The organism is Streptomyces sp. RLA131 (genome assembly GCF_056270125.1).
Genome location: NZ_JBWDOQ010000002.1, coordinates 1,610,431 through 1,631,843, shown reverse-complemented (window position 1 = coordinate 1,631,843; position 21,413 = coordinate 1,610,431). Strand labels below are relative to the sequence as shown.

The 21,413-nt window shown below is 69.6% G+C and carries 20 protein-coding genes; 16 read left to right on the top strand and 4 right to left on the bottom strand.

The annotated features are described in order from the left end of the window. Positions 1-375 precede the first annotated feature (375 nt). Both RWE79_RS08380 and RWE79_RS08375 read left to right on the top strand, forming a co-directional pair. A complete protein-coding gene (locus tag RWE79_RS08380) occupies positions 376-1,971 on the top strand; it encodes an ABC transporter substrate-binding protein (RefSeq protein WP_475939384.1) in 1,596 nt (531 codons plus the stop codon). Positions 1,972-2,045: 74 nt separating this feature from the next. Continuing rightward, positions 2,046-3,644, top strand: coding sequence for an ABC transporter substrate-binding protein (locus tag RWE79_RS08375; RefSeq protein ID WP_475939383.1), 1,599 nt, complete (start codon positions 2,046-2,048; stop codon positions 3,642-3,644). Positions 3,645-3,704: 60 nt separating this feature from the next. Here RWE79_RS08375 and RWE79_RS08370 read toward each other — a convergent pair whose 3' ends face one another. Continuing rightward, positions 3,705-4,376, bottom strand: coding sequence for a response regulator (locus RWE79_RS08370; RefSeq protein WP_475939382.1), 672 nt, complete (start codon positions 4,374-4,376; stop codon positions 3,705-3,707). A gap of 10 nt (positions 4,377-4,386) precedes the next feature. Further along, entirely contained in the window at positions 4,387-5,304 is a 918-nt protein-coding gene (locus RWE79_RS08365; protein ID WP_475939381.1) for a RecB family exonuclease, read from the bottom strand. 145 nt (positions 5,305-5,449) lie between these two features. Between RWE79_RS08365 and RWE79_RS08360 the strand changes: the two genes are divergently transcribed. The 3 genes from RWE79_RS08360 to RWE79_RS08350 all read left to right on the top strand — a co-directional run bounded on the left by RWE79_RS08360 (position 5,450) and on the right by RWE79_RS08350 (position 8,475). After that, positions 5,450-6,658 carry a site-2 protease family protein gene (locus RWE79_RS08360; protein ID WP_475939380.1) on the top strand — a complete coding sequence of 403 codons (1,209 nt, stop codon included), beginning with the start codon at positions 5,450-5,452 and terminating at the stop codon, positions 6,656-6,658. A gap of 19 nt (positions 6,659-6,677) precedes the next feature. After that, the gene (locus RWE79_RS08355; RefSeq protein ID WP_475939379.1) at positions 6,678-7,742 is read left to right on the top strand and encodes a tRNA (adenine-N1)-methyltransferase; all 1,065 of its coding nucleotides are present in this window, start codon (positions 6,678-6,680) and stop codon (positions 7,740-7,742) included. A 172-nt stretch (positions 7,743-7,914) separates the two neighbouring features. Then, the gene (locus tag RWE79_RS08350; RefSeq protein WP_475939378.1) at positions 7,915-8,475 is read left to right on the top strand and encodes a hypothetical protein; all 561 of its coding nucleotides are present in this window, start codon (positions 7,915-7,917) and stop codon (positions 8,473-8,475) included. A 4-nt stretch (positions 8,476-8,479) separates the two neighbouring features. On the opposite strand, the gene RWE79_RS08345 is transcribed toward RWE79_RS08350, so the two are convergent. Further along, entirely contained in the window at positions 8,480-8,770 is a 291-nt protein-coding gene (locus RWE79_RS08345) for a ferredoxin (RefSeq protein WP_475939377.1), read from the bottom strand. Between the two features lie 252 nt (positions 8,771-9,022). Here RWE79_RS08345 and arc point away from each other — a divergent pair, with 252 nt between their 5' ends. The 6 genes from arc to prcA all read left to right on the top strand — a co-directional run bounded on the left by arc (position 9,023) and on the right by prcA (position 14,887). Continuing rightward, a complete protein-coding gene (gene arc, locus RWE79_RS08340; protein ID WP_475939376.1) occupies positions 9,023-10,789 on the top strand; it encodes a proteasome ATPase in 1,767 nt (588 codons plus the stop codon). A gap of 228 nt (positions 10,790-11,017) precedes the next feature. Beyond that, entirely contained in the window at positions 11,018-12,529 is a 1,512-nt protein-coding gene (gene dop, locus RWE79_RS08335; protein ID WP_475939375.1) for a depupylase/deamidase Dop, read from the top strand. A gap of 134 nt (positions 12,530-12,663) precedes the next feature. Next, entirely contained in the window at positions 12,664-12,882 is a 219-nt protein-coding gene (locus tag RWE79_RS08330; protein ID WP_475939374.1) for a ubiquitin-like protein Pup, read from the top strand. A gap of 204 nt (positions 12,883-13,086) precedes the next feature. Beyond that, the gene (locus RWE79_RS08325) at positions 13,087-13,263 is read left to right on the top strand and encodes an endonuclease domain-containing protein (RefSeq protein ID WP_475939373.1); all 177 of its coding nucleotides are present in this window, start codon (positions 13,087-13,089) and stop codon (positions 13,261-13,263) included. Continuing rightward, positions 13,215-14,060 carry a proteasome subunit beta gene (prcB, locus tag RWE79_RS08320; protein ID WP_475939372.1) on the top strand — a complete coding sequence of 282 codons (846 nt, stop codon included), beginning with the start codon at positions 13,215-13,217 and terminating at the stop codon, positions 14,058-14,060. Before RWE79_RS08325 ends, prcB begins: the two co-directional genes overlap by 49 nt. 77 nt (positions 14,061-14,137) lie before the next feature. Continuing rightward, positions 14,138-14,887, top strand: a complete 750-nt coding sequence (prcA, locus tag RWE79_RS08315; RefSeq protein ID WP_475939371.1) for a proteasome subunit alpha — start codon at positions 14,138-14,140, stop codon at positions 14,885-14,887. Positions 14,888-14,951: 64 nt separating this feature from the next. Here prcA and RWE79_RS08310 read toward each other — a convergent pair whose 3' ends face one another. Further along, positions 14,952-15,977, bottom strand: a complete 1,026-nt coding sequence (locus RWE79_RS08310; protein WP_475939370.1) for a LacI family DNA-binding transcriptional regulator — start codon at positions 15,975-15,977, stop codon at positions 14,952-14,954. Between the two features lie 164 nt (positions 15,978-16,141). Between RWE79_RS08310 and RWE79_RS08305 the strand changes: the two genes are divergently transcribed. The 5 genes from RWE79_RS08305 (at position 16,142) to RWE79_RS08285 (ending at position 21,408) form a co-directional block, all read left to right on the top strand. After that, a complete protein-coding gene (locus tag RWE79_RS08305; RefSeq protein ID WP_475939369.1) occupies positions 16,142-17,389 on the top strand; it encodes an MFS transporter in 1,248 nt (415 codons plus the stop codon). A gap of 9 nt (positions 17,390-17,398) precedes the next feature. Further along, positions 17,399-18,760 (top strand): Pup--protein ligase, encoded by a 1,362-nt coding sequence (gene pafA / locus RWE79_RS08300; RefSeq protein ID WP_475939368.1) that lies wholly within the window; start codon positions 17,399-17,401, stop codon positions 18,758-18,760. Positions 18,761-18,878: 118 nt separating this feature from the next. Further along, complete coding sequence (locus tag RWE79_RS08295; protein WP_475939367.1) at positions 18,879-19,811, top strand: FKBP-type peptidyl-prolyl cis-trans isomerase; 933 nt, start codon at positions 18,879-18,881, stop codon at positions 19,809-19,811. Between the two features lie 65 nt (positions 19,812-19,876). Continuing rightward, positions 19,877-20,248 (top strand): FKBP-type peptidyl-prolyl cis-trans isomerase, encoded by a 372-nt coding sequence (locus RWE79_RS08290; RefSeq protein WP_475939366.1) that lies wholly within the window; start codon positions 19,877-19,879, stop codon positions 20,246-20,248. 185 nt (positions 20,249-20,433) lie between these two features. Next, on the top strand, positions 20,434-21,408 hold the full coding sequence (locus RWE79_RS08285) for a helix-turn-helix transcriptional regulator (RefSeq protein WP_475939365.1): 975 nt from the start codon (positions 20,434-20,436) through the stop codon (positions 21,406-21,408). Positions 21,409-21,413: the final 5 nt, after the last annotated feature.

The window sequence follows — 21,413 nt, the reverse complement described above, 5'->3', positions numbered from 1 at the left end:
CCCGGCACCCGGAATGCCCGCGTCCACAGGGTCGTTGTGTCCGTATCGAGACGTTAATCCGCCGGATCGTTCCGGTGTCCGGATATCGGTGCACGGCTCTCCGTTACCTGCTCGTGATTCAGCCCCGACTTGTCCGCGTTCCAGTGTCGCCGGGCCTTCGAAGTACTGTCCTCGCAGGTCCATACCGCTGCCGTCACGGCTCCTCGTCAACATCGTCCCAAGCCTCGTGCCGTACCCCTGCGTTCTCGGTATCGTCGCCCACATGTGCGAGCCCCTCATCCGCTGTCGACGGCCAGCACCACTGACGTATCAGCTGACGTACCAGCACGACACTGAACTGCACGGCCGATGGCCGGATAAGGGAGAACGACGAGGATGAAGCGCACGCCACTGGTGCTGCCGGCCCTGATGGGCCTGACCGCGCTTGTACTGGCCGGTTGCGGGGGCTCCGGAAGCAGCGGTTCCGACGGCAAGGCGATTGTCATCGGCAGTACGGACTCCATAGTTGTCTCCAAGGACACCCCGGCCCCGCTCGACCCGGCCTTCTCCTACGACGCCGGCACCTGGAACGTGCAGTCCAACCTCTTCCAGACGCTGCTTCGGCTGCCGCGCAGCGGCAGCACCCCGGAGCCCGAGGCCGCCAAGAGCTGCGTGTTCTCCGACAAGCACAACGAGACCTATCGCTGCACCCTGCGGGACGGGCTGACCTTCACCAACGGGCACGCGCTGACCTCGGAGGACGTGAAGTTCTCCTTCGACCGCATGCTCAAGATCGGCAACGACTCGGGCCCGGCCAGCATCCTGTCCGGGCTGAAGAAGGTGGAGGCCCCGGACGACAAGACGGTCGTCTTCGACCTCGCCGCCTCCGACGCGACGTTCCCGTACAAGCTCGCCACGTCCGCCGGCTCCATCGTGGACAGCCAGGTCTACCCGGCCAAGGCCGGCTACACGGGCCTGCAGGCCGTCGGGTCGGGCCCGTACAAGCTGGACTCCTTCAGCCAGGGCAAGTCCGCCGTGCTGTCCAAGAACGAGGACTACAAGGGCAACGCCAGCCAGAAGAACGGCAAGATCGAGATCAGGTTCTTCGACGACTCCGCCAAGTTGAAGGACGCGCTGGCGGACGGCAGCGTCGACGTCGCGGCGGGCTCCAGCGCCCTCAAGCCCGCCCAGTTCAACGCCATCCAGGACGGCAAGGTCAAGGGTGTGAACCTGACCGAGGCCGCCGGCACCGAGACCCGGTACCTCTTCTTCAACACGAAGTTCGACTCGGTCGAGCCGAAGGCGGTCCGCCAGGCGGTGGCCGAGCTGATCAACCGCTCGACGCTGGCCCGTGACACCTTCGAGCGCACCGTCGACCCGCTGTACTCGATCGTTCCGCAGGGCATCAGCGGCCACAAGAACTCGTTCTACAACAAGTACGGCGAGCCGAGCGTGAGCAAGGCCCAGCAGACCCTGCAGGCCGCGGGCATCACCACCCCGGTGCAGATCACCTACTCCTACCGCAGCACCGCCGGCTCCTCCGCCGGTGAAGAGGCCCTGTGGCTGAAGAAGACGCTCGACTCCAGCGGGCTGTTCGACCTCACCATCAAGAAGGTGCCGTACGACACCTTCGTCTCCAAGGCCATCGCCGGCAAGTACGCCTTCTACGGCCTGGGTTGGGCTCCGGACTACCCGGACCCGGACAACTACGTCGCGCCCTTCATCGTCGACAACTTCCTGAACCTGCCCTACAAGTCCACCAGGATCAACAACACGCTGCTCCCGAAGACCCGTGAGCAGGCCGAGCGCGACTCCACCGGCACGGACTTCGGCGAGATGCAGGACATCATCGCCCAGGACGTCCCGCTGATCCCGCTCTGGCAGGCGAAGGGCTACGTGGCGGCCCGCGACGACATCAGCGGCGTCGAGTGGCTGCTGAATTCCGCTTCCACGACCCAGTACGGAGAACTGAGCCGCGGCGTGACAGGATGACCCCTCGGTCGCGCGGGTCCCGGACAGCAGCGCGTCCGGGAACCGCGCGACCTTGTGGTCGAGACCTGTGAGGAATGCTCGTGAGGAATTTGCAGCGGCTTGTGCTTCCGCTTTCCGTGACGTTGTCGGCCGTGGTCGTCGCCGGGTGCGGATCGGGGGCTGCCGGAGGCGGCTCCGGCGAGGCCGTCACCATGGGCATCACCGACAAGGTCACCTCCGTCGACCCGGCAGCCGGCTATGACGTCGGCTCGTGGATCGTCTTCAACAACGTCTTCCAGTCGCTGCTCGCCTTCCCCCGGGGCGGCACCACGCCCGAGCCCGACGCGGCCAAGAGCTGCGCGTTCACCGACGACGACACCAAGACGTACGCCTGCACCCTGAAGCCGGGACTGGAGTTCAGCAACGGCGACAACCTGACCTCCGCGGACGTGAAGTTCTCGTTCGAGCGCACCATCAAGATCAACGACGAGAACGGCCCGGCGGGCGCACTGCTCGGCTCGGTCAAGAAGATCGACACCCCCTCGTCGGAGAAGGTCGTCTTCCACCTCAAGTACTCCGACGCGACCTTCCCGATGAAGGTCGCCTCGGCCGCGGGCTCCATCGTGGACCACAACGAGTACTCGATGAACGCCCTGCGCACCGACGGGAAGGCCGTCGGCTCCGGCCCGTACACGCTGGACTCGTACGAGAAGAACAAGGAAGCCGTCTTCAAGGTCAACGGCAGCTACAAGGGTGACGCCGAGGCCAGGAACTCCGGCATGACCATGCGCTTCTACAACAACGAGACCACCCTCAAGAAGGCAGTCACCGACGCCACGGTCGACTTCGCCTACCGGGGACTCAAGCTCGCCGACATAGCCAAGCTGCAGGCCTCCACCAGCACCACCCACTCCGGCCTGCAGGTCGTCGAGGGCAGCGGTGCCGAGATCCAGCACCTGGTCTTCAACCTCGACGACGAGGTCGTCGGCGACAAGGCCGTCCGCCGGGCCATCGCGTACGTCATCGACCGCCAGTCCATGATCCGCGACGTCTACAGGCGCACGGTCGACCCGCTCTACTCGATCGTCCCGGCCGGCATCACCGGCCACAACACCGCCTTCTTCGACCGTTACGGCGAGGGCGGCGACACCGCCCGGGCGCGGTCGGTGCTCCGGACGGCCGGCATCACCGACAAGGTCACCTTCACCCTGTGGGCCACCCCGGTCCGCTACGGCACCGGCACCGTCGCCGAGCTGAAGACCCTGGCCGCGCAGCTCAACGTCACCGGCCTGTTCGACGTCACCGTCAAGACCGTCGACGCCGACACCTACGCCAAGAACATCGAGGCCGGAAAGTACGCCGCCTACGTCAAGGGCTGGGTCCCGGACTTCCCGGACCCCGACAACTTCACCGTCCCGTTCTTCGGCGAGGGCAACGTGCTGTTCAACCACTACAGCAACAGCCGCATCACCGGTCAGCTCATCCCGGCGACCGCCGCCGAGTCCGACCGCGGCTCCGCCGCCGGGGACTTCAAGGACATCCAGGACCGCGTCGCCGCCGACGTCCCGGTCATCCCGCTCTGGCAGGGCAAGCAGTTCGCCGTCGCCCAGGACAACATCAACGGCCTGGAGTGGAGCCTCGACCCGGCGGCCGTCTTCCGCTTCTGGGAGATCGAGAAGGGTTCCGACCGCTAGACGGCGGCCGGGGCGGCCCCCGGGGCCGCCCCGGGGGGCATCAGGCAGGGCCCGGAGGTGTCACTGGGCCCCGGGGCGTACCAGGCCGCTCTCGTACGCGTAGACCGCCGCCTGCACCCGGTCCCGCAGCGCCAGCTTGGTCAGCACATGGCCGACATGTGTCTTGACCGTCGTCTCGCTGACGAAGAGCTCCGCCGCGATCTCCGCGTTCGACAGGCCGCGCGCCACCAGCTTGAGCACCTCGACCTCGCGCTCGGTCAGGGTGTGCAGCGCCTGCGGCACCGGATCCTCGCCCGACGGCAGCCGGCCCGCGTACTTGTCCAGCAGCCGCCGGGTGATGCTCGGCGCGAGCATCGCCTCGCCCCCGGCCACCACCCGGATCGCCTGCACCAGCTCCGTCGCGGGGGCGTCCTTGAGCAGGAAGCCGCTGGCTCCGGCGCGCAGCGCCTCCACCACGTACTCGTCGAGGTCGAAGGTGGTCAGCACCAGCACCTTCGCCGGGCCGTCCCGCCCCGGGCCGGTGATCTGGCGGGTCGCCTCCACCCCGTCCATCCGCGGCATCCGGATGTCCATCAGCACCACGTCGGGCTGCAGCGCGCGCACCTGGTCCAGGGCCTGCTGGCCGTCCCCGGCCTCGCCGACCACGGCGAGATCGGGCTCGGCCTCCAAAATCATGCGGAAGCCGGTGCGCAACAGCGGCTGATCGTCCACCAGCAGAACGCGAATGGCCACGGGGTCCCCCTCACACCGTCTCGGCCGTTGCCGAGGTGTCCTCATTCTTCCCCACCACCGGCAGCGGGTACGGCGGGGGAGTGCCTCCGAAGGACGGGCACACCGCGCGGTGGTCGCACCAGTCGCACAGCCGTCCCGGGCGGGGCCGCCAGTCACCCGTCTCGGTCGCCAGCCGGATCGCGTCCCACAGCGCCTCCAGTCTGCGCGCCACCGTCCGCAGATCGGCCTCCGTCGGGTCGTACGTCAGCACGTCGCCGCTGCCCAGATAGACCAGCTGGAGCCGGCGCGGCACGGTGCCGCGCAGCTTCCACAGCACCAGCGCGTAGAACTTCATCTGGAACAGCGCCTCGTCCGCGTACTCCGGGCGCGGGGCCTTGCCCGTCTTGTAGTCCACCACCCGCAGATCGCCGGTGAGCGGCGCGACGTCCAGCCGGTCGACATAGCCCCGCAGGGTCAGCCCCGACTCCAGCTCGGTCTCCACGTAGAGCTCGCGCTCGGCGGGCTCCAGGCGCGTCGGGTCCTCCAGGGTGAACCACCGCTCCACCAGGGCGGCGGCGCTTTCCAGCCACGCCGCCAGCCGGGCACCGCCGCCGTCACCGCCCTGCCCGCCCTCGGCGTCCGCCGCGAACAGCCCGGCCAGCTCGGGCCGGGACGCCAGCAGCTTCTCCCACTCGCCCGGCAGCAGCGCCCGCGCCCGCTCGGCGGTGCGCTCGGCGGCCGGTACGTCGAACAGCCGTTCAAGCACCGCATGGACCACCGTGCCCCGGGTAGCCGCCTCGGAGGGCTTCTCCGGCAGCCGGTCGATCACCCGCAGCCGGTACAGCAGGGGACACCGCATGAAGTCCGAGGCGCGCGAGGGTGACAACGAGACCGGCGGCCGCGGCCCCGGTTCGCGCTGCACGGGAATGCTGTCTTCAGTGGTGCCCATGCCGCGACCTTACGGCGTACCACTGACATTGATACTCGTAGCGGGTTCCGGTGGTCGTGGCTCTGCCACTCACCGACAGCCGGTGTCGGCACCGTGCGACCGGGCAATACCATCGACGTCAGACGTGTCCGAACGAGGGGAACCAGTGAGCGAGAACGGGCAACCGCCGGCCGACGGCGACAACGGCAACGGCAAGCGCCCGGCAGGCGGTGGGATCCTGATGGGCCGCATCTTCGGCGTGCCCGTGTATGTCGCCCCCAGCTGGTTCCTCGTCGCCGCCCTCATCACCTGGGTCTTCGGCGGCCAGCTCGACCGCGTCCTGCCGGAGCTGGGCGGCGCCCGCTACCTCGTCTCGCTGTTCTTCGCGGTCGCCTTCTACGCCTCCGTCCTCGTCCACGAACTCGCCCACACGGTGGCGGCGCTCCGCTTCGACCTCCCCGTACGGCGTATCCAGCTCCAGTTCTTCGGCGGCGTCTCGGAGATCGAGAAGGAATCCGAGACGCCCGGCCGCGAGTTCGTCCTCGCCTTCGTCGGGCCGCTGCTCTCGCTGGTGCTGTCCGGGGTCTTCTACGTCGGCATGAAGTTCGTCGAGCCCGGCACCGTACCCGGAGTGCTGCTCGGCGGCCTGATGATCAGCAACCTGATCGTCGCCGCGTTCAACCTGCTGCCGGGCCTGCCGCTGGACGGCGGCCGGATGCTGCGCGCGGTGGTCTGGAAGCTCACCGGCAGGCCCATGACCGGTACCGTCGCCGCCGCCTGGACCGGCCGGGCGCTGGCCATCGCGGTGCTGGTCGGCCTGCCCCTGCTGTCGTACGCGGGCGGGGTCTCCGACGGCGGTGACGGCTCCACCGGCTTCGACTCCCTCACCGACGCCCTGCTCGCCGCGATCCTGGCCGCCATCATCTGGACCGGCGCCGGCAACAGCCTGCGCATGGCCCGGCTCCGCGAGCACCTGCCCGAGCTCCAGGCCCGCACCCTCACCCGGCGCGCCGTGCCCGTCGCCTCCGACACCCCGCTGTCCGAGGCCCTGCGCCGGGCCAACGAGGCGGGCGCCCGCGCCCTCGTGGTCGTCGACGGGCACGGCGACCCCACCGCCGTCGTCCGCGAGACCGCGATCGTCGGCGTCCCCGAACACCGCCGTCCCTGGGTGGCCGTCTCCGGCCTCGCGCAGGACATCAGGCCCGGCATGAAGGTTTCGGCGGAACTGGCCGGCGAGGACCTCCTGGACACCCTCCGGGCCACCCCCGCCACCGAGTACCTGGTCGTCGAGCCGACCGGCGAGATCTACGGGGTGCTCTCCACGGCCGACGTCGAGCGGGCCTTCCTGGCGGCCATGGCACGACCCCAGAGTTAGGGCCGGTAGGCTTACCGGCATGTCCGAACCGACCGGTGCCGCCCGTCGTCGCGGCCCCTTCCAGGTCGGGGACCAGGTCCAGCTCACCGACCCCAAGGGACGTCACTACACCTTCACGCTCGAAGCCGGGAAGAACTTCCACACCCACAAGGGTTCCTTCCCGCACGACGAGCTGATCGGTGCTCCCGAGGGCAGTGTTGTCCGCACCACGGGAAACGTCGCCTACCTCGCGCTGCGCCCCCTGCTCCCCGACTACGTCCTGTCCATGCCCCGCGGTGCCGCCGTGGTCTACCCCAAGGACGCCGGGCAGATCCTGTCGATGGCCGACATCTTCCCCGGCGCCCGCGTCGTGGAGGCGGGCGTCGGCTCCGGCTCGCTCAGCATGTTCCTGCTCCGCGCCGTCGGCGACCAGGGCATGCTGCACTCCTACGAGCGCCGTGCCGACTTCGCCGAGATCGCCACCGGCAACGTCGAGCGTTACTTCGGCGGCCCCCACCCCGCCTGGCAGCTCACCGTCGGTGACCTCCAGGACAACCTCAGCGACACCGACGTCGACCGCGTCATCCTGGACATGCTCGCCCCCTGGGAGTGCCTGGAGGCCGTCTCCAAGGCCCTGGTGCCCGGCGGTATCGTCTGCGCCTACGTGGCCACCACCACCCAGCTCGCCCGCACCGTCGAGGCGATCCGCGAACACGGCACCTTCAACGAGCCGTCCGCCTGGGAGACCATGGTCCGCACCTGGCACGTCGAGGGACTGGCGGTACGCCCCGACCACCGCATGATCGGCCACACCGGCTTCCTGCTCACCGCCCGGCGCCTCGCCGACGGCGTCGAGCCCCCGCTGCGACGCCGCCGGCCCGCGCCGGGCGCGTACGGCGAGGACTACACCGGTCCGGGCAGCGCCAGCCGGGGCGGTATGGCCAAGCAGACCGCGAAGGCGGAGCGGACCGCGAAGCCGGAGCAGCCCGAACAGCCGGAGCCCGAGCAGCTCGTCGAGCCCGAGCCGCTCGGGCAGCCCGAGCAGCTTGAGTCCGGGCAGCCGCAGCAGCCCGAGCCGGCCGCCCAGGCCGACGACAACAGCTGACCGGTACAGGTCCGACCGGCCCGCAACCCCCGGCCTCCGCCGCCCGATTCCCCGTCAGGGGCGGGCGGCGGAGCCGTTCCGGCGACACCGGGCCCCGGCCGTTCCGCGGCCCCGGCGGGTATGGCACCATGCTGGCCACACCAGCAACACGAACTCCACAGGAGACAGGCGCGTGCAGCCCTCCGCAGGCCCGGCCCCTTCCCACACCCGAGCCCGATCCGTGCACTGGATCGCCACGGCCGCCGTGGTCGCCGCCGTGATCGCGGCGGGCGCGCTCGTCCAGCCCGCCGGAGCCGCCCCGCGCTCCTCGCGCGGCTCCGCCGCCGGCGCGCCGCGGGCCAAGGCCGCCCACTACCCCCTGGACTGCGCGGGTGGCCCGGTGGACGTCGTGGACCAGGTCTCGGGCGATCTCGACCGGGACGGCCGCGCCGAGACGGTCGCCGTCGTCCGCTGCCAGTCCGGGACCGGCACCCCGCCCAGCGGGCTCTACGTCCTCTCCGCGAGCGGCGCGGGCAGCCGGACGCCCCGGATCACCGACACCCTCGTGAACCCGGGGGAACAGCGCTCCATCAAGGACCTCCGGATCTCCGACGGCACGGTCAAAGCCACCGTCCTCGGCTACTCCGGCGAGGACGTACCCCGATGCTGCCCGGATCAGCAGCGCTCCTACACCTGGGAATGGCGTTCGGGCACCTACTACGCGGTGCCGGGGCCTCTCGCCGGGAGTGTGTGACAGATCACACGGCCTCGGGACCGTGGACCTCCACGCTGTCCGAAACCCTGCGTACATGAATGCACTCGCCCGGACATTCCCGGGCTGAATCCACCACGTCGGTCAGCAGCGGCAGCGGCACGGGCGCGGTGGCCCCGGGTGCCTGGCGGAGCTCCGCGTCGTCGCCCTTCACATAGGCGAGACCGTCGATGTCCAGCTCGAAGATCTCGGGCGCGTACTGGACACAGATCCCGTCGCCGGTGCACAGGTCCTGGTCGATCCAGACTTCCAGCGCCTCGACTGCCGGCTCACTCACGGATACCTCGCCTGCCGTTCGTAGTCCGGTCAGAAACCGGGATGGAACCGCCCCTGACGGGCGTTGACCGAATCGACGATACAACCGCCCGCTTTCCGATGTTGCTGGGTGGGTATCTCCCTCGCGAGAGGACGTGCGCAAGGGTGAAGATCGGACACACCCCGACCGTCTTTGGTGATCTAGGGGTTTACACCCCTACCGGCACAGGTAGGGTCTGGAAACGTCCAGCTCCCCTTGGAGGAGGTGAGGACCGTGGCGGCCCACGACGACGACATCAACCGTGGCGGCCGACCGACCCGTGGTCAGGATGACCACACGGGCCAGGTCGCCTTTCTTGAGCAGGAGATCGCCGTCCTGCGACGTAAGCTCGCCGACTCTCCGCGTCACACGAGAGTTCTCGAAGAGCGGATCGTCGAGCTGCAGAGCAGCCTGTCAGGCGTGTCCGCTCAGAACGAGCGGCTGGCGAACACGCTCCGGGAGGCCCGCGACCAGATCGTGGCCCTCAAGGAAGAAGTGGACAGGCTTGCCCAGCCGCCTGCCGGCTTCGGTGTGTTCCTGCAGGTCAACGAGGACGGCACGGCCGACATCTTCACCGGCGGCCGCAAGCTGCGGGTGAACGTCAGCCCGTCCGTCGAGACGGAGGAACTCCGGCGCGGCCAGGAAGTCATGCTCAACGAGGCGCTCAACGTGGTGGAAGCCATGGCCTTCGAGAGCATCGGCGACATCGTCACCCTCAAGGAGGTCCTGGAGGACGGCGAACGAGCCCTGGTTGTCGGGCACACCGACGAGGAGCGGGTGGTACGGCTCGCCGAACCGCTGCTCGACGGCGCCCTGCGCGTCGGCGACGCCCTGCTGCTCGAACCGCGCTCCGGATACGTCTACGAGCGGGTGCCCAAGAGCGAGGTCGAGGACCTCGTCCTCGAAGAGGTCCCCGACATCGACTACCGCCAGATCGGCGGCCTCGGCAACCAGATCGAGCAGATCCGCGACGCGGTCGAACTGCCCTATCTGCACGCCGAGCTGTTCAAGGAGTACGAGCTGCGCCCGCCCAAGGGCGTCCTCCTCTACGGCCCTCCGGGCTGCGGCAAGACCCTTATCGCCAAGGCGGTCGCCAACTCCCTTGCCAAGAAGGTCGCCGAGGTCACCGGCCAGCCGCAGGGGAAGAGCTACTTCCTCAACATCAAGGGTCCCGAGCTGCTCAACAAGTACGTGGGCGAGACCGAGCGGCAGATCCGCCTGGTCTTCCAGCGGGCGAGGGAGAAGGCCAGCGAGGGCACCCCGGTCATCGTCTTCTTCGACGAGATGGAGTCCCTCTTCCGCACCCGCGGCTCCGGTGTCAGCTCGGACGTGGAGAACACCATCGTCCCGCAGCTGCTGGCGGAGATCGACGGTGTGGAGGGCCTGGAGAACGTCATCGTCATCGGCGCCTCCAACCGCGAGGACATGATCGACCCCGCGATCCTGCGGCCCGGCCGCCTGGACGTGAAGATCAAGATCGAGCGGCCGGACGCCGAGGCGGCCAAGGACATCTTCTCCAAGTACCTGGTCCCGACCCTCCCGCTGCACAGCGAGGACATGTCGGAGCACGGCGGGTCGAGCGCCGGCACCGTCGACGCCATGATCCAGGCCGTGGTCGAGCGGATGTACACCGAGACCGAGGAGAACCGCTTCCTGGAGGTCACCTACGCCAACGGTGACAAGGAGGTCCTGTACTTCAAGGACTTCAACTCCGGCGCCATGATCCAGAACATCGTGGACCGGGCCAAGAAGATGGCGATCAAGGACTGGCTGGACCACAAACAGCGCGGACTCCGCGTCTCCCACCTGCTCGCCGCCTGCGTGGACGAGTTCAAGGAGAACGAGGACCTGCCCAACACCACCAACCCGGACGACTGGGCCCGCATCTCCGGCAAGAAGGGCGAGCGGATCGTGTTCATCCGCACGCTCGTCACCGGCAAGCAGGGCGCCGACACCGGTCGCTCCATCGACACCGTCGCCAACACCGGCCAGTACCTGTAGCGCGATCACCCTCCGGCTGCGGTTGCCCACGCAGGGGCACCCGCAGCCGGAGTGTTTCGCCCCGAAACACCCCCGAAGCACCCGAAGAAAGCGCGAAATGATCTCCCCAGCACCGTCCTCGCGTTCTAGGCTCGTCGGTACCGCACCAGGAGCCGCACTGGGGCCATATGCGAAGCGGTACTTGAGCGTCCGGCCCAGCACGGGCCGGAGCCGGGCAAGGAGGGCCGCATGACCGTACGGCGAGTAATGGGAATCGAGACGGAGTACGGGATCTCCGTTCCCGGTCACCCGAACGCCAATGCCATGCTCACCTCGTCCCAGATCGTCAACGCCTACGCGGCGGCGATGCACCGGGCGCGCCGCGCCCGCTGGGACTTCGAGGAGGAGAACCCGCTGCGGGACGCCCGCGGCTTCGACCTGGCACGGGACTCGGCCGACTCCAGCCAGCTCACCGACGAGGACATCGGCCTGGCCAACGTCATCCTCACCAACGGTGCCCGTCTGTACGTCGACCACGCCCACCCCGAGTACTCCTCGCCCGAGATCACCAACCCCCGCGACGCCGTCCTGTGGGACAAGGCCGGCGAGCGCATCATGGCCGAGGCCGCCGAACGCGCTGCCCAGCTGCCCGGTGCCCAGCCCATCCATCTGTACAAGAACAACACCGACAACAAGGGCGCGTCCTACGGCACCCACGAGAACTACCTGATGAAGCGGGAGACCCCCTTCTCGGACATCGTGCGGCACCTGACGCCCTTCTTCGTCTCCCGCCAGGTCGTCACCGGCGCCGGACGGGTGGGAATCGGCCAGGACGGTCACGAGAACGGCTTCCAGATCAGCCAGCGCGCGGACTACTTCGAGGTCGAGGTCGGCCTGGAGACCACGCTCAAGCGGCCGATCATCAACACCCGCGACGAACCGCACGCCGACGCCGAGAAGTACCGCCGGCTCCATGTGATCATCGGCGACGCGAACCTGTCGGAGATCTCCACCTACCTCAAGCTCGGCACGACCGCCCTGGTGCTGTCCATGATCGAGGACAGCTTCATCAACGTCGACCTGGCCGTCGACCAGCCGGTACGGACGCTGCACCAGGTCAGCCACGACCCGACCCTGCGGCGGCTGGTCACGCTGCGCAGCGGCCGGACGCTGACCGCGGTGCAGTTGCAGATGGAGTACTGCGAGCTGGCCCGCAAGTATGTCGAGGACCGCTTCGGCACCGACGCCGACGACCAGACCAAGGACGTCCTGGCACGGTGGGAGGACGTTCTCAACCGCCTCGAAAGCGACCCCATGAGCCTGTCCGGCGAGCTGGACTGGATCGCCAAACGCGAGCTCATGGAGGGCTACCGCCGCCGCGACAACCTCGGCTGGGACGCGGCCCGCCTCCATCTGGTGGACCTCCAGTACGCGGACGTCCGCCCCGACAAGGGCCTCTACAACCGCCTCGTCGCCCGGGGCCGCATCCAGCGCCTGCTGGACGAGGAGGACGTCACCCGGGCCCGTACCAAGCCCCCGGAGGACACCCGCGCCTACTTCCGGGGCCGGTGTCTGGAACAGTACGCCGACGACGTCGCCGCCGCCTCCTGGGACTCCGTGATCTTCGACCTGCCGGGGCGCGACTCCCTCCAGCGGGTGCCGACCCTGGAGCCGCTGCGCGGTACCCGTAACCACGTCAAGGAACTCCTCGACCGCTGCCGCACGGCGGAGGAGCTGGTACGGATCTTGTCCGGGGGCTGAGAAGCGGCTGAAATGCCTCAGAACCGGGAATCATCTGAGTGGCTCCCGTAGGTTGGAGCAACCGAAGGCCGATGTCAGACCCTGCGAGTAGGGTCTGATCTTGTAGGACATGACACCGGAGCGGGGTGAGGTACATGGCTACCAAGGACACCGACGGCGGGCAGCAGAAGGCCACGCGTTCGACCGAGGAGGTCGAGGAGACCGCGCAGGACGCGCAGGCCGCCTCCGATCTCAAGGAGCGGCAGGAGAAGCTGTCGGACGACGTGGACGACGTGCTGGACGAGATCGATGACGTGCTCGAGTCCAATGCCGAGGACTTCGTCCGGTCCTTCGTGCAAAAGGGCGGAGAGTAGTACGAATTCTCCGGCCGGCGGTTCGGCTTACTGCCGTAAGCCGTGCTCCGGCCAGCGGAATGCCGAGCCGGCCGGCAGGCGGGCAGAGCGGGAGGCGCGCGAAACGCGACCCTCCCGCTCTGCCCGCGGCGCGGTCCCCGAAGGCTTTCGGCGGCGCCCTGACCGTGATCGGGTTCTGCCTGCCCAACTCCCGGCCCGCAGCAGGTGGATCACGATCACACGACGGGTAGGGTGCGATCAGTTCTCTGCTTCAACTGCGACGGCGGTCCGGGGCAGTTCAAGGTCAACCCAGAGCTGCTGCGCCGTGCAGCGGATTACGTGGAAGGAAACGCGTGGAAGCCAACACTCGTAGCACCGGGCGTCTGCCGGCCGCCTTCCTGACGCCCGGCTCGTCCTCGTTCATGGACTTCCTGGGCGCGCAGTCGCCCGACCTGCTGCCGGGCAACCGCCCGCTGCCGGCCGGGCTCGGCGCGGTGGAGCTGCCGCACGGGACGACCATCGTGGCGGCGACCTTCGCCGGCGGGGTCGTGCTCGCCGGTGACCGCCGGGCCACCATGGGCAATGTCATCGCGCAGCGGGACATCGAGAAGGTCTTCCCGGCCGACGAGTACTCGGCGGTGGGCATCGCCGGGACCGCCGGCCTGGCCGTGGAGATGGTGAAGCTGTTCCAGCTGGAGCTGGAGCACTACGAGAAGATCGAGGGCGCGGTGCTCTCCCTGGAGGGCAAGGCGAACCGCCTGTCGACCATGATCCGCAGCAACCTCGGGATGGCCCTGCAGGGCCTGGCCGTCGTGCCGCTGTTCGCGGGGTACGACACCGACCGCGAGAGGGGCCGGATCTTCTCCTACGACGTGACGGGCGGGCGTTCGGAGGAGCTGGGCTTCGCCGCCACCGGCTCGGGCTCGGTGTTCGCGCGCGGAGCGCTGAAGAAGCTGTACCGCAAGGAGCTGACGGAGGACCAGGCGACCACGCTGGTCGTCCAGGCGCTGTACGACGCGGCGGACGACGACTCGGCGACCGGCGGCCCGGACGTGGCGCGCCGGATCTTCCCGATCGTCACCGTCATCACCGAGGACGGCTTCCGGAAGCTGACGGAGTCCGAGTCCTCCGAGATCGCCCGTTCCATCATCGAGCGGCGGCTGGAGCAGCCGGACGGCCCGCGGGCCGAGCTGCTCTGAGCACTCCGGGAACTCCGAGCACTCCGAGCATCTGAGCGCAGATGTATTCGCCATTGACAGAAAGGGACGGATAGCCGGTGTCGACGCCGTTCTATGTCTCACCCCAGCAGGCCATGGCGGACCGTGCCGAGTACGCCCGCAAGGGCATCGCGCGCGGCCGCAGTGTCGTCGTTCTGCAGTACACCGACGGCATCGTCTTCGTCGCCGAGAACCCGTCCCGCGCCCTGCACAAGGTCAGCGAGATCTACGACCGGATCGCCTTCGCGGCGGTGGGCAAGTACAACGAGTTCGAGAACCTCCGCATCGGCGGCGTCCGTTACGCCGATCTGCGGGGCTACACCTACGACCGTGACGACGTCACGGCGCGCGGTCTGGCCAATGTCTACGCCCAGACGCTGGGCACGATCTTCTCCAGTGTGGGCGAGAAGCCCTACGAGGTGGAGCTGATCGTCGCCGAGGTCGGTCCGGCCCCGGAGGACGACCAGATCTACCGGCTGCCGCACGACGGCTCGATCGTGGACGAGCACGGCGCGGTGGCGGTCGGCGGCAACTCCGACCAGATCGGCAGCTATCTGGACCAGCGGCACCGTGACGGCATGTCACTGGCCGAGGCGCTGAAGCTGGCCGTGGAGTCGCTGGGCCGGGACACCAACGGCACGGACCGTCAGCTGACGGCCGAGCAGCTGGAGGTCGCGGTGCTGGACCGGACGCGGCCGCAGCAGCGGAAGTTCAAGCGGATCCTGGGCCGTCAGCTGAGCCGGCTGCTGGAGGCCGAGGACGCTTCGGCGACGAAGACGGACGAGCCGTCGGACGAGGCCGAGGAGTAGCCGCACCAGAAGGAGCGGGCAGCGTTCCCGGCGGTCCTGGAGCCGGGCCGGCGCCCCGGCGGCCCTACGGCTGCCGGGGCGCCGCCGTGGAGCCGCGTACCACCAGCCGCACCGGCAGATCGGTGCTGGTGACGGGGCGGCTCTCCAGGGCGTCCAGGAGCGCGGTCATGCCGCCGGCACCGACCTCCTCGGCGGGCAGCCGCACGGTGGTGAGTTCGGGCTCGACGGCGGTGGCCAGGGCGAAGTCGTCATAGCCGGTGACCGACATGTCGTCCGGCACCCGCACCCCCCGCCGGCGCAGGGCCTTGCAGGCGCCGACGGCCAGGATGTCGTCGTCGCAGACCAGAGCGGTGGGCCGGGGACCTGGGCGGTCCAGCAGGCGTTCCGTGGCGTGCCGGGCGTCCTCGAAGGTCAGCGGCGAGAGCTCGGTGGCCGGGGTGGTGCCCAGGGTGTCGTGGAGCGCCCGGGCGCGGACCCGGAAGGTCCAGCTGTCGATGCCGGCGGCCAGATGGGCGATCCGGTCGGGCCGGTGGCCGAGGCCGAGCAGATGCCGGGCGGTCTGCCGCATGCCGTCGGCGATGGCGAGGTTGACGGTGGCGGCCGGGCCGGGCTCGCGGGGATCGGCGTCGAGCATCACCAGCGGCAGTCCGCCGTCCCCGATGGCGGCGAGGGCGTCGGCCGCCATGGAGGAGGCGATGACGCCGTCCAGGGCGGCCTGCGCGGAACCGAAGGGGTCCCGGGCCGGGCCGACGCCCTCGGGGGAGGGGTAGAGGACCACGCCGAAGCCGTGCTGCGCGGCCACCCGGGCGGCGCCGGTGTAGACCCGGGCGAAGTACTCGTTGGTGATCGTGGGCACGACCAGCAGGGCGGTGCGGGTGCGGCCGAGACGCAGGTTGCGGGCGGCGAGGTTGGGCCGGTAGCCCAGCTCCCCGGCGGCGGCGCGGACGGCCTCCGCGGTGCGCTCGGAGACCCGGCCGCGCCATTTGTCACCCAGCACCAGCGACACCGTGGCCTGTGAGACACCCGCCGCGCGGGCCACGTCCTTGCTGGTCGGCCGGGCCGGGGGCGCGGGACTGCCCGTGCGCGTCACGTCGGTGCCGGTCCTCTCGTCCTGGCGGCGGCGTCCATGGGGTGGACCCGCGCTGTGTGCCATGCTACGTATAGACCAGCACGTTATACGTAACACCACGCAGTGGACGCAAGGAAACACGCGGGGGACGAGCAGCCGGGACCTCCCGGGGAAGCGGAGCAGCGATGGCGGCCGGATACCTGGACCTGCTGCGCACCCGGCACGCCGTACGGCTGCTCACCGGCACCCTGACCGGCCGGCTGCCCAACGCCACCGCCGCCCTCGGCATCGTGCTGCTCACCCGCTCCCAGGGCGGCGACTTCACCCTCGCCGGCATCCTGTCCGCCGTCTACGGCATCGCCAACGCCGTCGGCCAGCCGCTGCTGGGCCGGGCCGTCGACCGCTGGGGCCAGCCCCGCGTCATGCTCCCGGCCGCACTGCTCTCGGCGGCGGGCATGACGCTGTTCGCCCTCACCGGCCCCGACCCCCTCCCGCTCGCCTACGCCGCCATGGTCATCGCCGGGTTCTTCACGCCTCCGCTGGAGGGCGGACTGCGGGCGCTGTGGCCGGGCGTGCTCAAGCGGGCCGACCGCGTCCACACCGCCTACGCGCTGGACGCCGCCGCCCAGGAGGTGATGTTCGCCGTCGGCCCGCTGCTGGTGACCCTGCTGGTGGCCGCGTTCTCCGAGACGGCGGCCCTGCTGTGGATCGCCGCGGTCGGTGTCGCGGGTGCCCTGTCGGTGGTGGTCTCGCAGCCCTCCCGGGCCTGGCGGGCGGCGCCGCGCGCGGCGGACTGGCTGGGGCCGCTGCGGGCCCCCGGGCTGGTCGCGCTGATCGGCTCGTTGTTCTTCGTCGGCGTCGCGCTGGGCTCGATCGCGGTGGCCTCGGTCGCGTACGCCGACAGCCACGGCGGCGGCATGGTCTCCAGCTACCTGCTCTCCGCGATCGGCTTCGGCGCGCTGGTGGGCGGACTGGTCTACGGGGCCCGGCAGTGGCCCGGCGTGCCCGAGCGCCGGCTGCGGCTGCTGGTGGCGGGCCTGGCGGCCTGCTACCTGCCGCTGGCCCTGGTGCCCGGTGTCCCGTCGATGACCGCGCTGGCCGGGCTGGCCGGGCTGTTCCTGGCACCCGTACTGGCCTGCGCGTTCGTGGTCGTGGACCGGCACGCCCCGGCGGGCACCGTCACCGAGGCCTTCTCGTGGATCGTCACCGCCTTCGGTGTCGGCGCGGCCCTGGGCACCGCCGGCGCGGGTCCGGCCGCGCAGTACGGGGGCGCCACCGCCGCCTTCGCCGTCGCGGGGGCCGGTGGCCTGGTGGCGCTGGCGGTACTGCTCGCGTGTGGCCGGTTCCTTACCTGTTCAAACCCGGCCGGCCGGACCGAAAAAGATCGAATCGCCGTGGCCGAACCCGGTTTCAGCTCCACGCATCAGGCGTAATGTTCAGTCATGGACCGCCGCATTTTCGGGCTGGAGAACGAGTACGGCGTCACATGTACGTTTCGAGGACAGCGGCGTCTGTCCCCGGACGAGGTGGCGCGGTACCTCTTCCGCCGTGTCGTGTCATGGGGTCGTAGCAGCAATGTCTTTCTCCGCAACGGCGCCCGCCTCTACCTCGATGTCGGCTCGCACCCGGAGTACGCCACTCCCGAGTGCGACAACGTGACGGAGCTGGTCACCCACGACAAAGCGGGCGAGCGCATCCTCGAAGGCCTCCTCGTCGACGCCGAACGGCGCCTGCACGAGGAGGGGATCGCGGGTGACGTCTACCTCTTCAAGAACAACACCGACTCCGCCGGGAACTCCTACGGCTGTCATGAGAACTACCTGGTGGCCCGCCACGGGGAGTTCTCCCGGCTCGCGGACATCCTGATCCCCTTCCTGGTCACCCGGCAGCTGCTGTGCGGCGCCGGCAAGGTGCTGCAGACCCCCAGAGGCGCGGTCTACTGCGTCAGCCAGCGGGCCGAGCACATCTGGGAGGGCGTCAGCTCCGCGACCACCCGCTCCCGCCCGATCATCAACACGCGCGACGAGCCGCACGCCGACGCCGAGCGCTACCGGCGCCTGCACGTCATCGTCGGCGACTCCAACATGTCCGAGACGACCATGCTGCTCAAGGTCGGCGCCACCGACCTGGTGCTGCGCATGATCGAGGCGGGCACCGTCATGCGCGACCTCACCCTGGAGAACCCGATCCGGGCCATCCGCGAGGTCAGCCACGACATCACCGGCCACCGCAAGGTGCGTCTGGCCTCCGGCCGCGAGGCCTCCGCGCTGGAGATCCAGGAGGAGTACTACTCCAAGGCGGTGGACTTCTGCGAGCGCCGCGGCATCCGGAACGGCGTCATCGAGCAGGTCCTCGAACTGTGGGGACGCACCCTGGAGTCCATCGGCAGCGGCGATCTCGACAAGATCGGCACCGAGATCGACTGGGTGATGAAGTATCAGCTGATCGAGCGGTACCGGGCCCGCGACAACCTCACCATGTCCCACCCGCGCATCGCGCAGATAGACCTCGCCTATCACGACATCCACCGTCGGCGCGGCCTGTACTACCTGCTGGAGAAGCGCGGAAAGGCCAAGCGGATCTGCAACGACCTCAAGATCTTCGAGGCCAAGTCGGTGCCCCCGCAGACCACCCGGGCCCGGCTGCGCGGCGACTTCATCCGCCGCGCGCAGGAGCAGCGCAGGGACTTCACCGTCGACTGGGTGCACCTCAAGCTCAACGACCAGGCGCAGCGCACCGTGCTCTGCAAGGACCCCTTCCGATCGGTCGACGACCGGGTGGAGAAGCTGATCGCCGGAATGTGACAGGTGGCGTCAATGCGACGCGGGGCCCCGTACGTTACTCGTACGGGGCCCCACGCACGTCGTAGAGTGGCGGCCCTGACCGTCCGTAACGAACCACCGATGAGCTGAGGCATCCACCGTGCGCCGACGACTAGCCGCCCTCCTGATCGTGCCCGCCCTGCTGCTGACGGCGGCCTGCGGCGGTGGCGACGACAAATCCTCCTCCGCCGGAAGCGGAGTGCCCGAGATCACCGCCGGTGCGAAGTTCGGCGCGAAGCCGACCGTCGCCAAGGGCACGGGGACCGCGCCGACCAAGCTGGTCACCAGGACCGTGATCCAGGGCACGGGCGCGACGGTGAAGAAGGGCGACTTCATCCAGGCCAACTACCTGGGCCAGATCTTCAAGTCGGCGAAGGTCTTCGACAACAGCTACGACCAGAAGAAGTCCATCACCACCGCCATCGGCACCAACGCCGTCATCAAGGGCTGGGACAAGGGCCTGGTGGGGCAGAAGGTCGGCAGCCGCGTCGAGATGGTGATCCCGCCGTCCCTGGGCTACGGCAGCCAGGCGGTCAGCACCACCATCCCGGCCAACTCCACCCTGGTCTTCGTCGTGGACATCGTCTCCACCACCACCGTGCCCAAGACCGCCAAGGGCGCCGTCGTCAAGCAGACCGACGCGGCCCTGCCCAAGGTCGGCACCAACACCGACGGCAAGGCCCCCTCCATCACCGTCCCGTCCTCCAAGACCCCGCCCACGAAGCTGGTGTCGAACTACGTCCTGGAGAGTGACGGCAAGGCGGTCAAGAGCACCGACACGGTGGTCGTCCAGTACAAGGGCGTGCTGTGGAAGACCGGCAAGCAGTTCGACAGCAGCTGGGACCGCTCGCCCACCTCCTTCACCCTCAACCAGGTCATCAAGGGCTGGACGCAGGGCCTGACCGGCAAGAAGGTCGGCAGCCGTCTGCTGCTGGTGATCCCGCCGTCGCTGGGCTACGGCTCCACCGCGCAGAGCAGCATCCCGGCCAACTCCACGCTGGTCTTCTCGGTCGACATCCTCGCCGTCCTGTAGCGAGCCGCCCGGCCCGGAGCTGCAAGAATGACCAGGTTGACCGCAATTCAACGAGGAGCAAGCACGTGAGCATCGAAAAGCCCGAGATCGACTTCCCCGGTGGCAACCCCCCGGCGGAGCTGGAGATCAAGGACATCTGGGAGGGTGACGGCCCGGAGGCCAAGTCCGGCCACAACGTCACCGTCCACTACGTGGGTGTCTCGTTCAGCACCGGCGAGGAGTTCGACGCCAGCTGGAACCGCAACTCGCCCTTCACCTTCCCCCTCGGTGGCGGCCGCGTCATCAAGGGCTGGGACAAGGGCGTGCAGGGCATGAAGGTCGGCGGGCGCCGCCAGCTGACCATCCCCGCGCACCTCGCCTACGGCAACCAGAGCCCCACCCCGGCCATCAAGCCGGGCGAGACCCTGATCTTCGTCGTGGACCTGCTCTCCGTCTGACGGACGTCGCGGCCAAGTAGCCCCGGGAGCCCCTGCCCAGCAGGGGCTCCCGGCATTTCCCCCGGCGGTTTTGCCGCGCAGCGTCGTCGCGGTACGGTCTCGATCGGGAGCTGCTGCAATCGCCCGGGCGGGGGCGGACCGGCGCGGCTTCATCACGTGATTCCAGGACAAGGACGGTTGCGCGAGTGGCCATTGCCAAGGCCGAGCGGCTGATGAACCTGGCGCTGTGCCTGATGAACACCCGGCGCCCGGTCAGCAAGCGCGAGTTGCGCACCTCCATCGAGGCCTACCACGAGGGCTCGGACGACGCCTTCAACCGGATGTTCGAGCGGGACAAGGACGATCTGCGCGAGCTCGGCATGGTCATCGACACCATCGAGAGCCTGGACGGCGAGATCGGCTACCTCGCCCGCCGCGACCGCAACCGCCTCCCGGAGATCGCCCTCGACGCCGAGGAGGCCGCCGCGCTCAGCCTGGCCGCCAAGGTCTGGCAGCAGGCCCGCTTCGCCGAGGCCGCCAGCGGCGCCCTGCAGAAACTGCGCGCCGCCGGAGTCCCCTTCGACGACGGCACGGACGACCTGCCCGGCGGTGCGGCCACCGGCCTGAGCGCCCTGGAACCCCGTATCCCGGCCCCGGAGCCCGCCTTCGAGCCGCTGATGACCGCCGCCCGCGAACGCCGGGCCGTGGCCTTCGACTACCGCAAGGCCAACGCCGCGCGGCCCGAGCCCCGGCAGGTCGAGCCCTGGGCCCTGGAGTGCTGGCGCGGCCACTGGTACGTGGCCGGCTGGGACCGCGACCGCGGCGCCGTCCGGGTCTTCCGGCTCTCCCGCATCACCGGCCGGGTGCGGGTCCGCGGCGGAGGCTTCACCGCGCCCGTCCCCGACCATGTCGACGTACGAGCCGCCGTCGCCGGCTGGGCGGGCGAGGGCGACACCGGCAGCACCGCCCGCATCCGGCTGCGCCGCGACTCCGGCTACCCGCTGCGCGCCCGGGCGGTGGAGACCGTGCCCGTCGACGCGCACTGGGACGAGCTGGAGATCCCGTACGGCCACGGGCTGGACGCCTGGCTGGTGGAGTTCGGGCCCGATGTGGTGGTTCTGGAACCGGCCGAGCTGCGGGCCGACGTCATCGACCGGCTGCGCGCCGTCGCCAAGGGCTGAGGGGT

Excerpts from the sequence above, each read along its gene's own strand:
- RWE79_RS08380 (WP_475939384.1), top strand. The coding sequence starts at position 376 with ATGAAGCGCACGCCACTGGTGCTGCCGGCCCTGATGGGCCTGACCGCG.
- RWE79_RS08365 (WP_475939381.1), bottom strand. The coding sequence starts at position 5,304 with ATGGGCACCACTGAAGACAGCATTCCCGTGCAGCGCGAACCGGGGCCG.
- RWE79_RS08305 (WP_475939369.1), top strand. The coding sequence starts at position 16,142 with ATGGCGGCCGGATACCTGGACCTGCTGCGCACCCGGCACGCCGTACGG.
- RWE79_RS08355 (WP_475939379.1), top strand. The coding sequence starts at position 6,678 with ATGTCCGAACCGACCGGTGCCGCCCGTCGTCGCGGCCCCTTCCAGGTC.
- pafA (WP_475939368.1), top strand. The coding sequence starts at position 17,399 with ATGGACCGCCGCATTTTCGGGCTGGAGAACGAGTACGGCGTCACATGT.
- RWE79_RS08375 (WP_475939383.1), top strand. The coding sequence starts at position 2,046 with ATGCTCGTGAGGAATTTGCAGCGGCTTGTGCTTCCGCTTTCCGTGACG.
- dop (WP_475939375.1), top strand. The coding sequence starts at position 11,018 with ATGACCGTACGGCGAGTAATGGGAATCGAGACGGAGTACGGGATCTCC.
- RWE79_RS08330 (WP_475939374.1), top strand. The coding sequence starts at position 12,664 with ATGGCTACCAAGGACACCGACGGCGGGCAGCAGAAGGCCACGCGTTCG.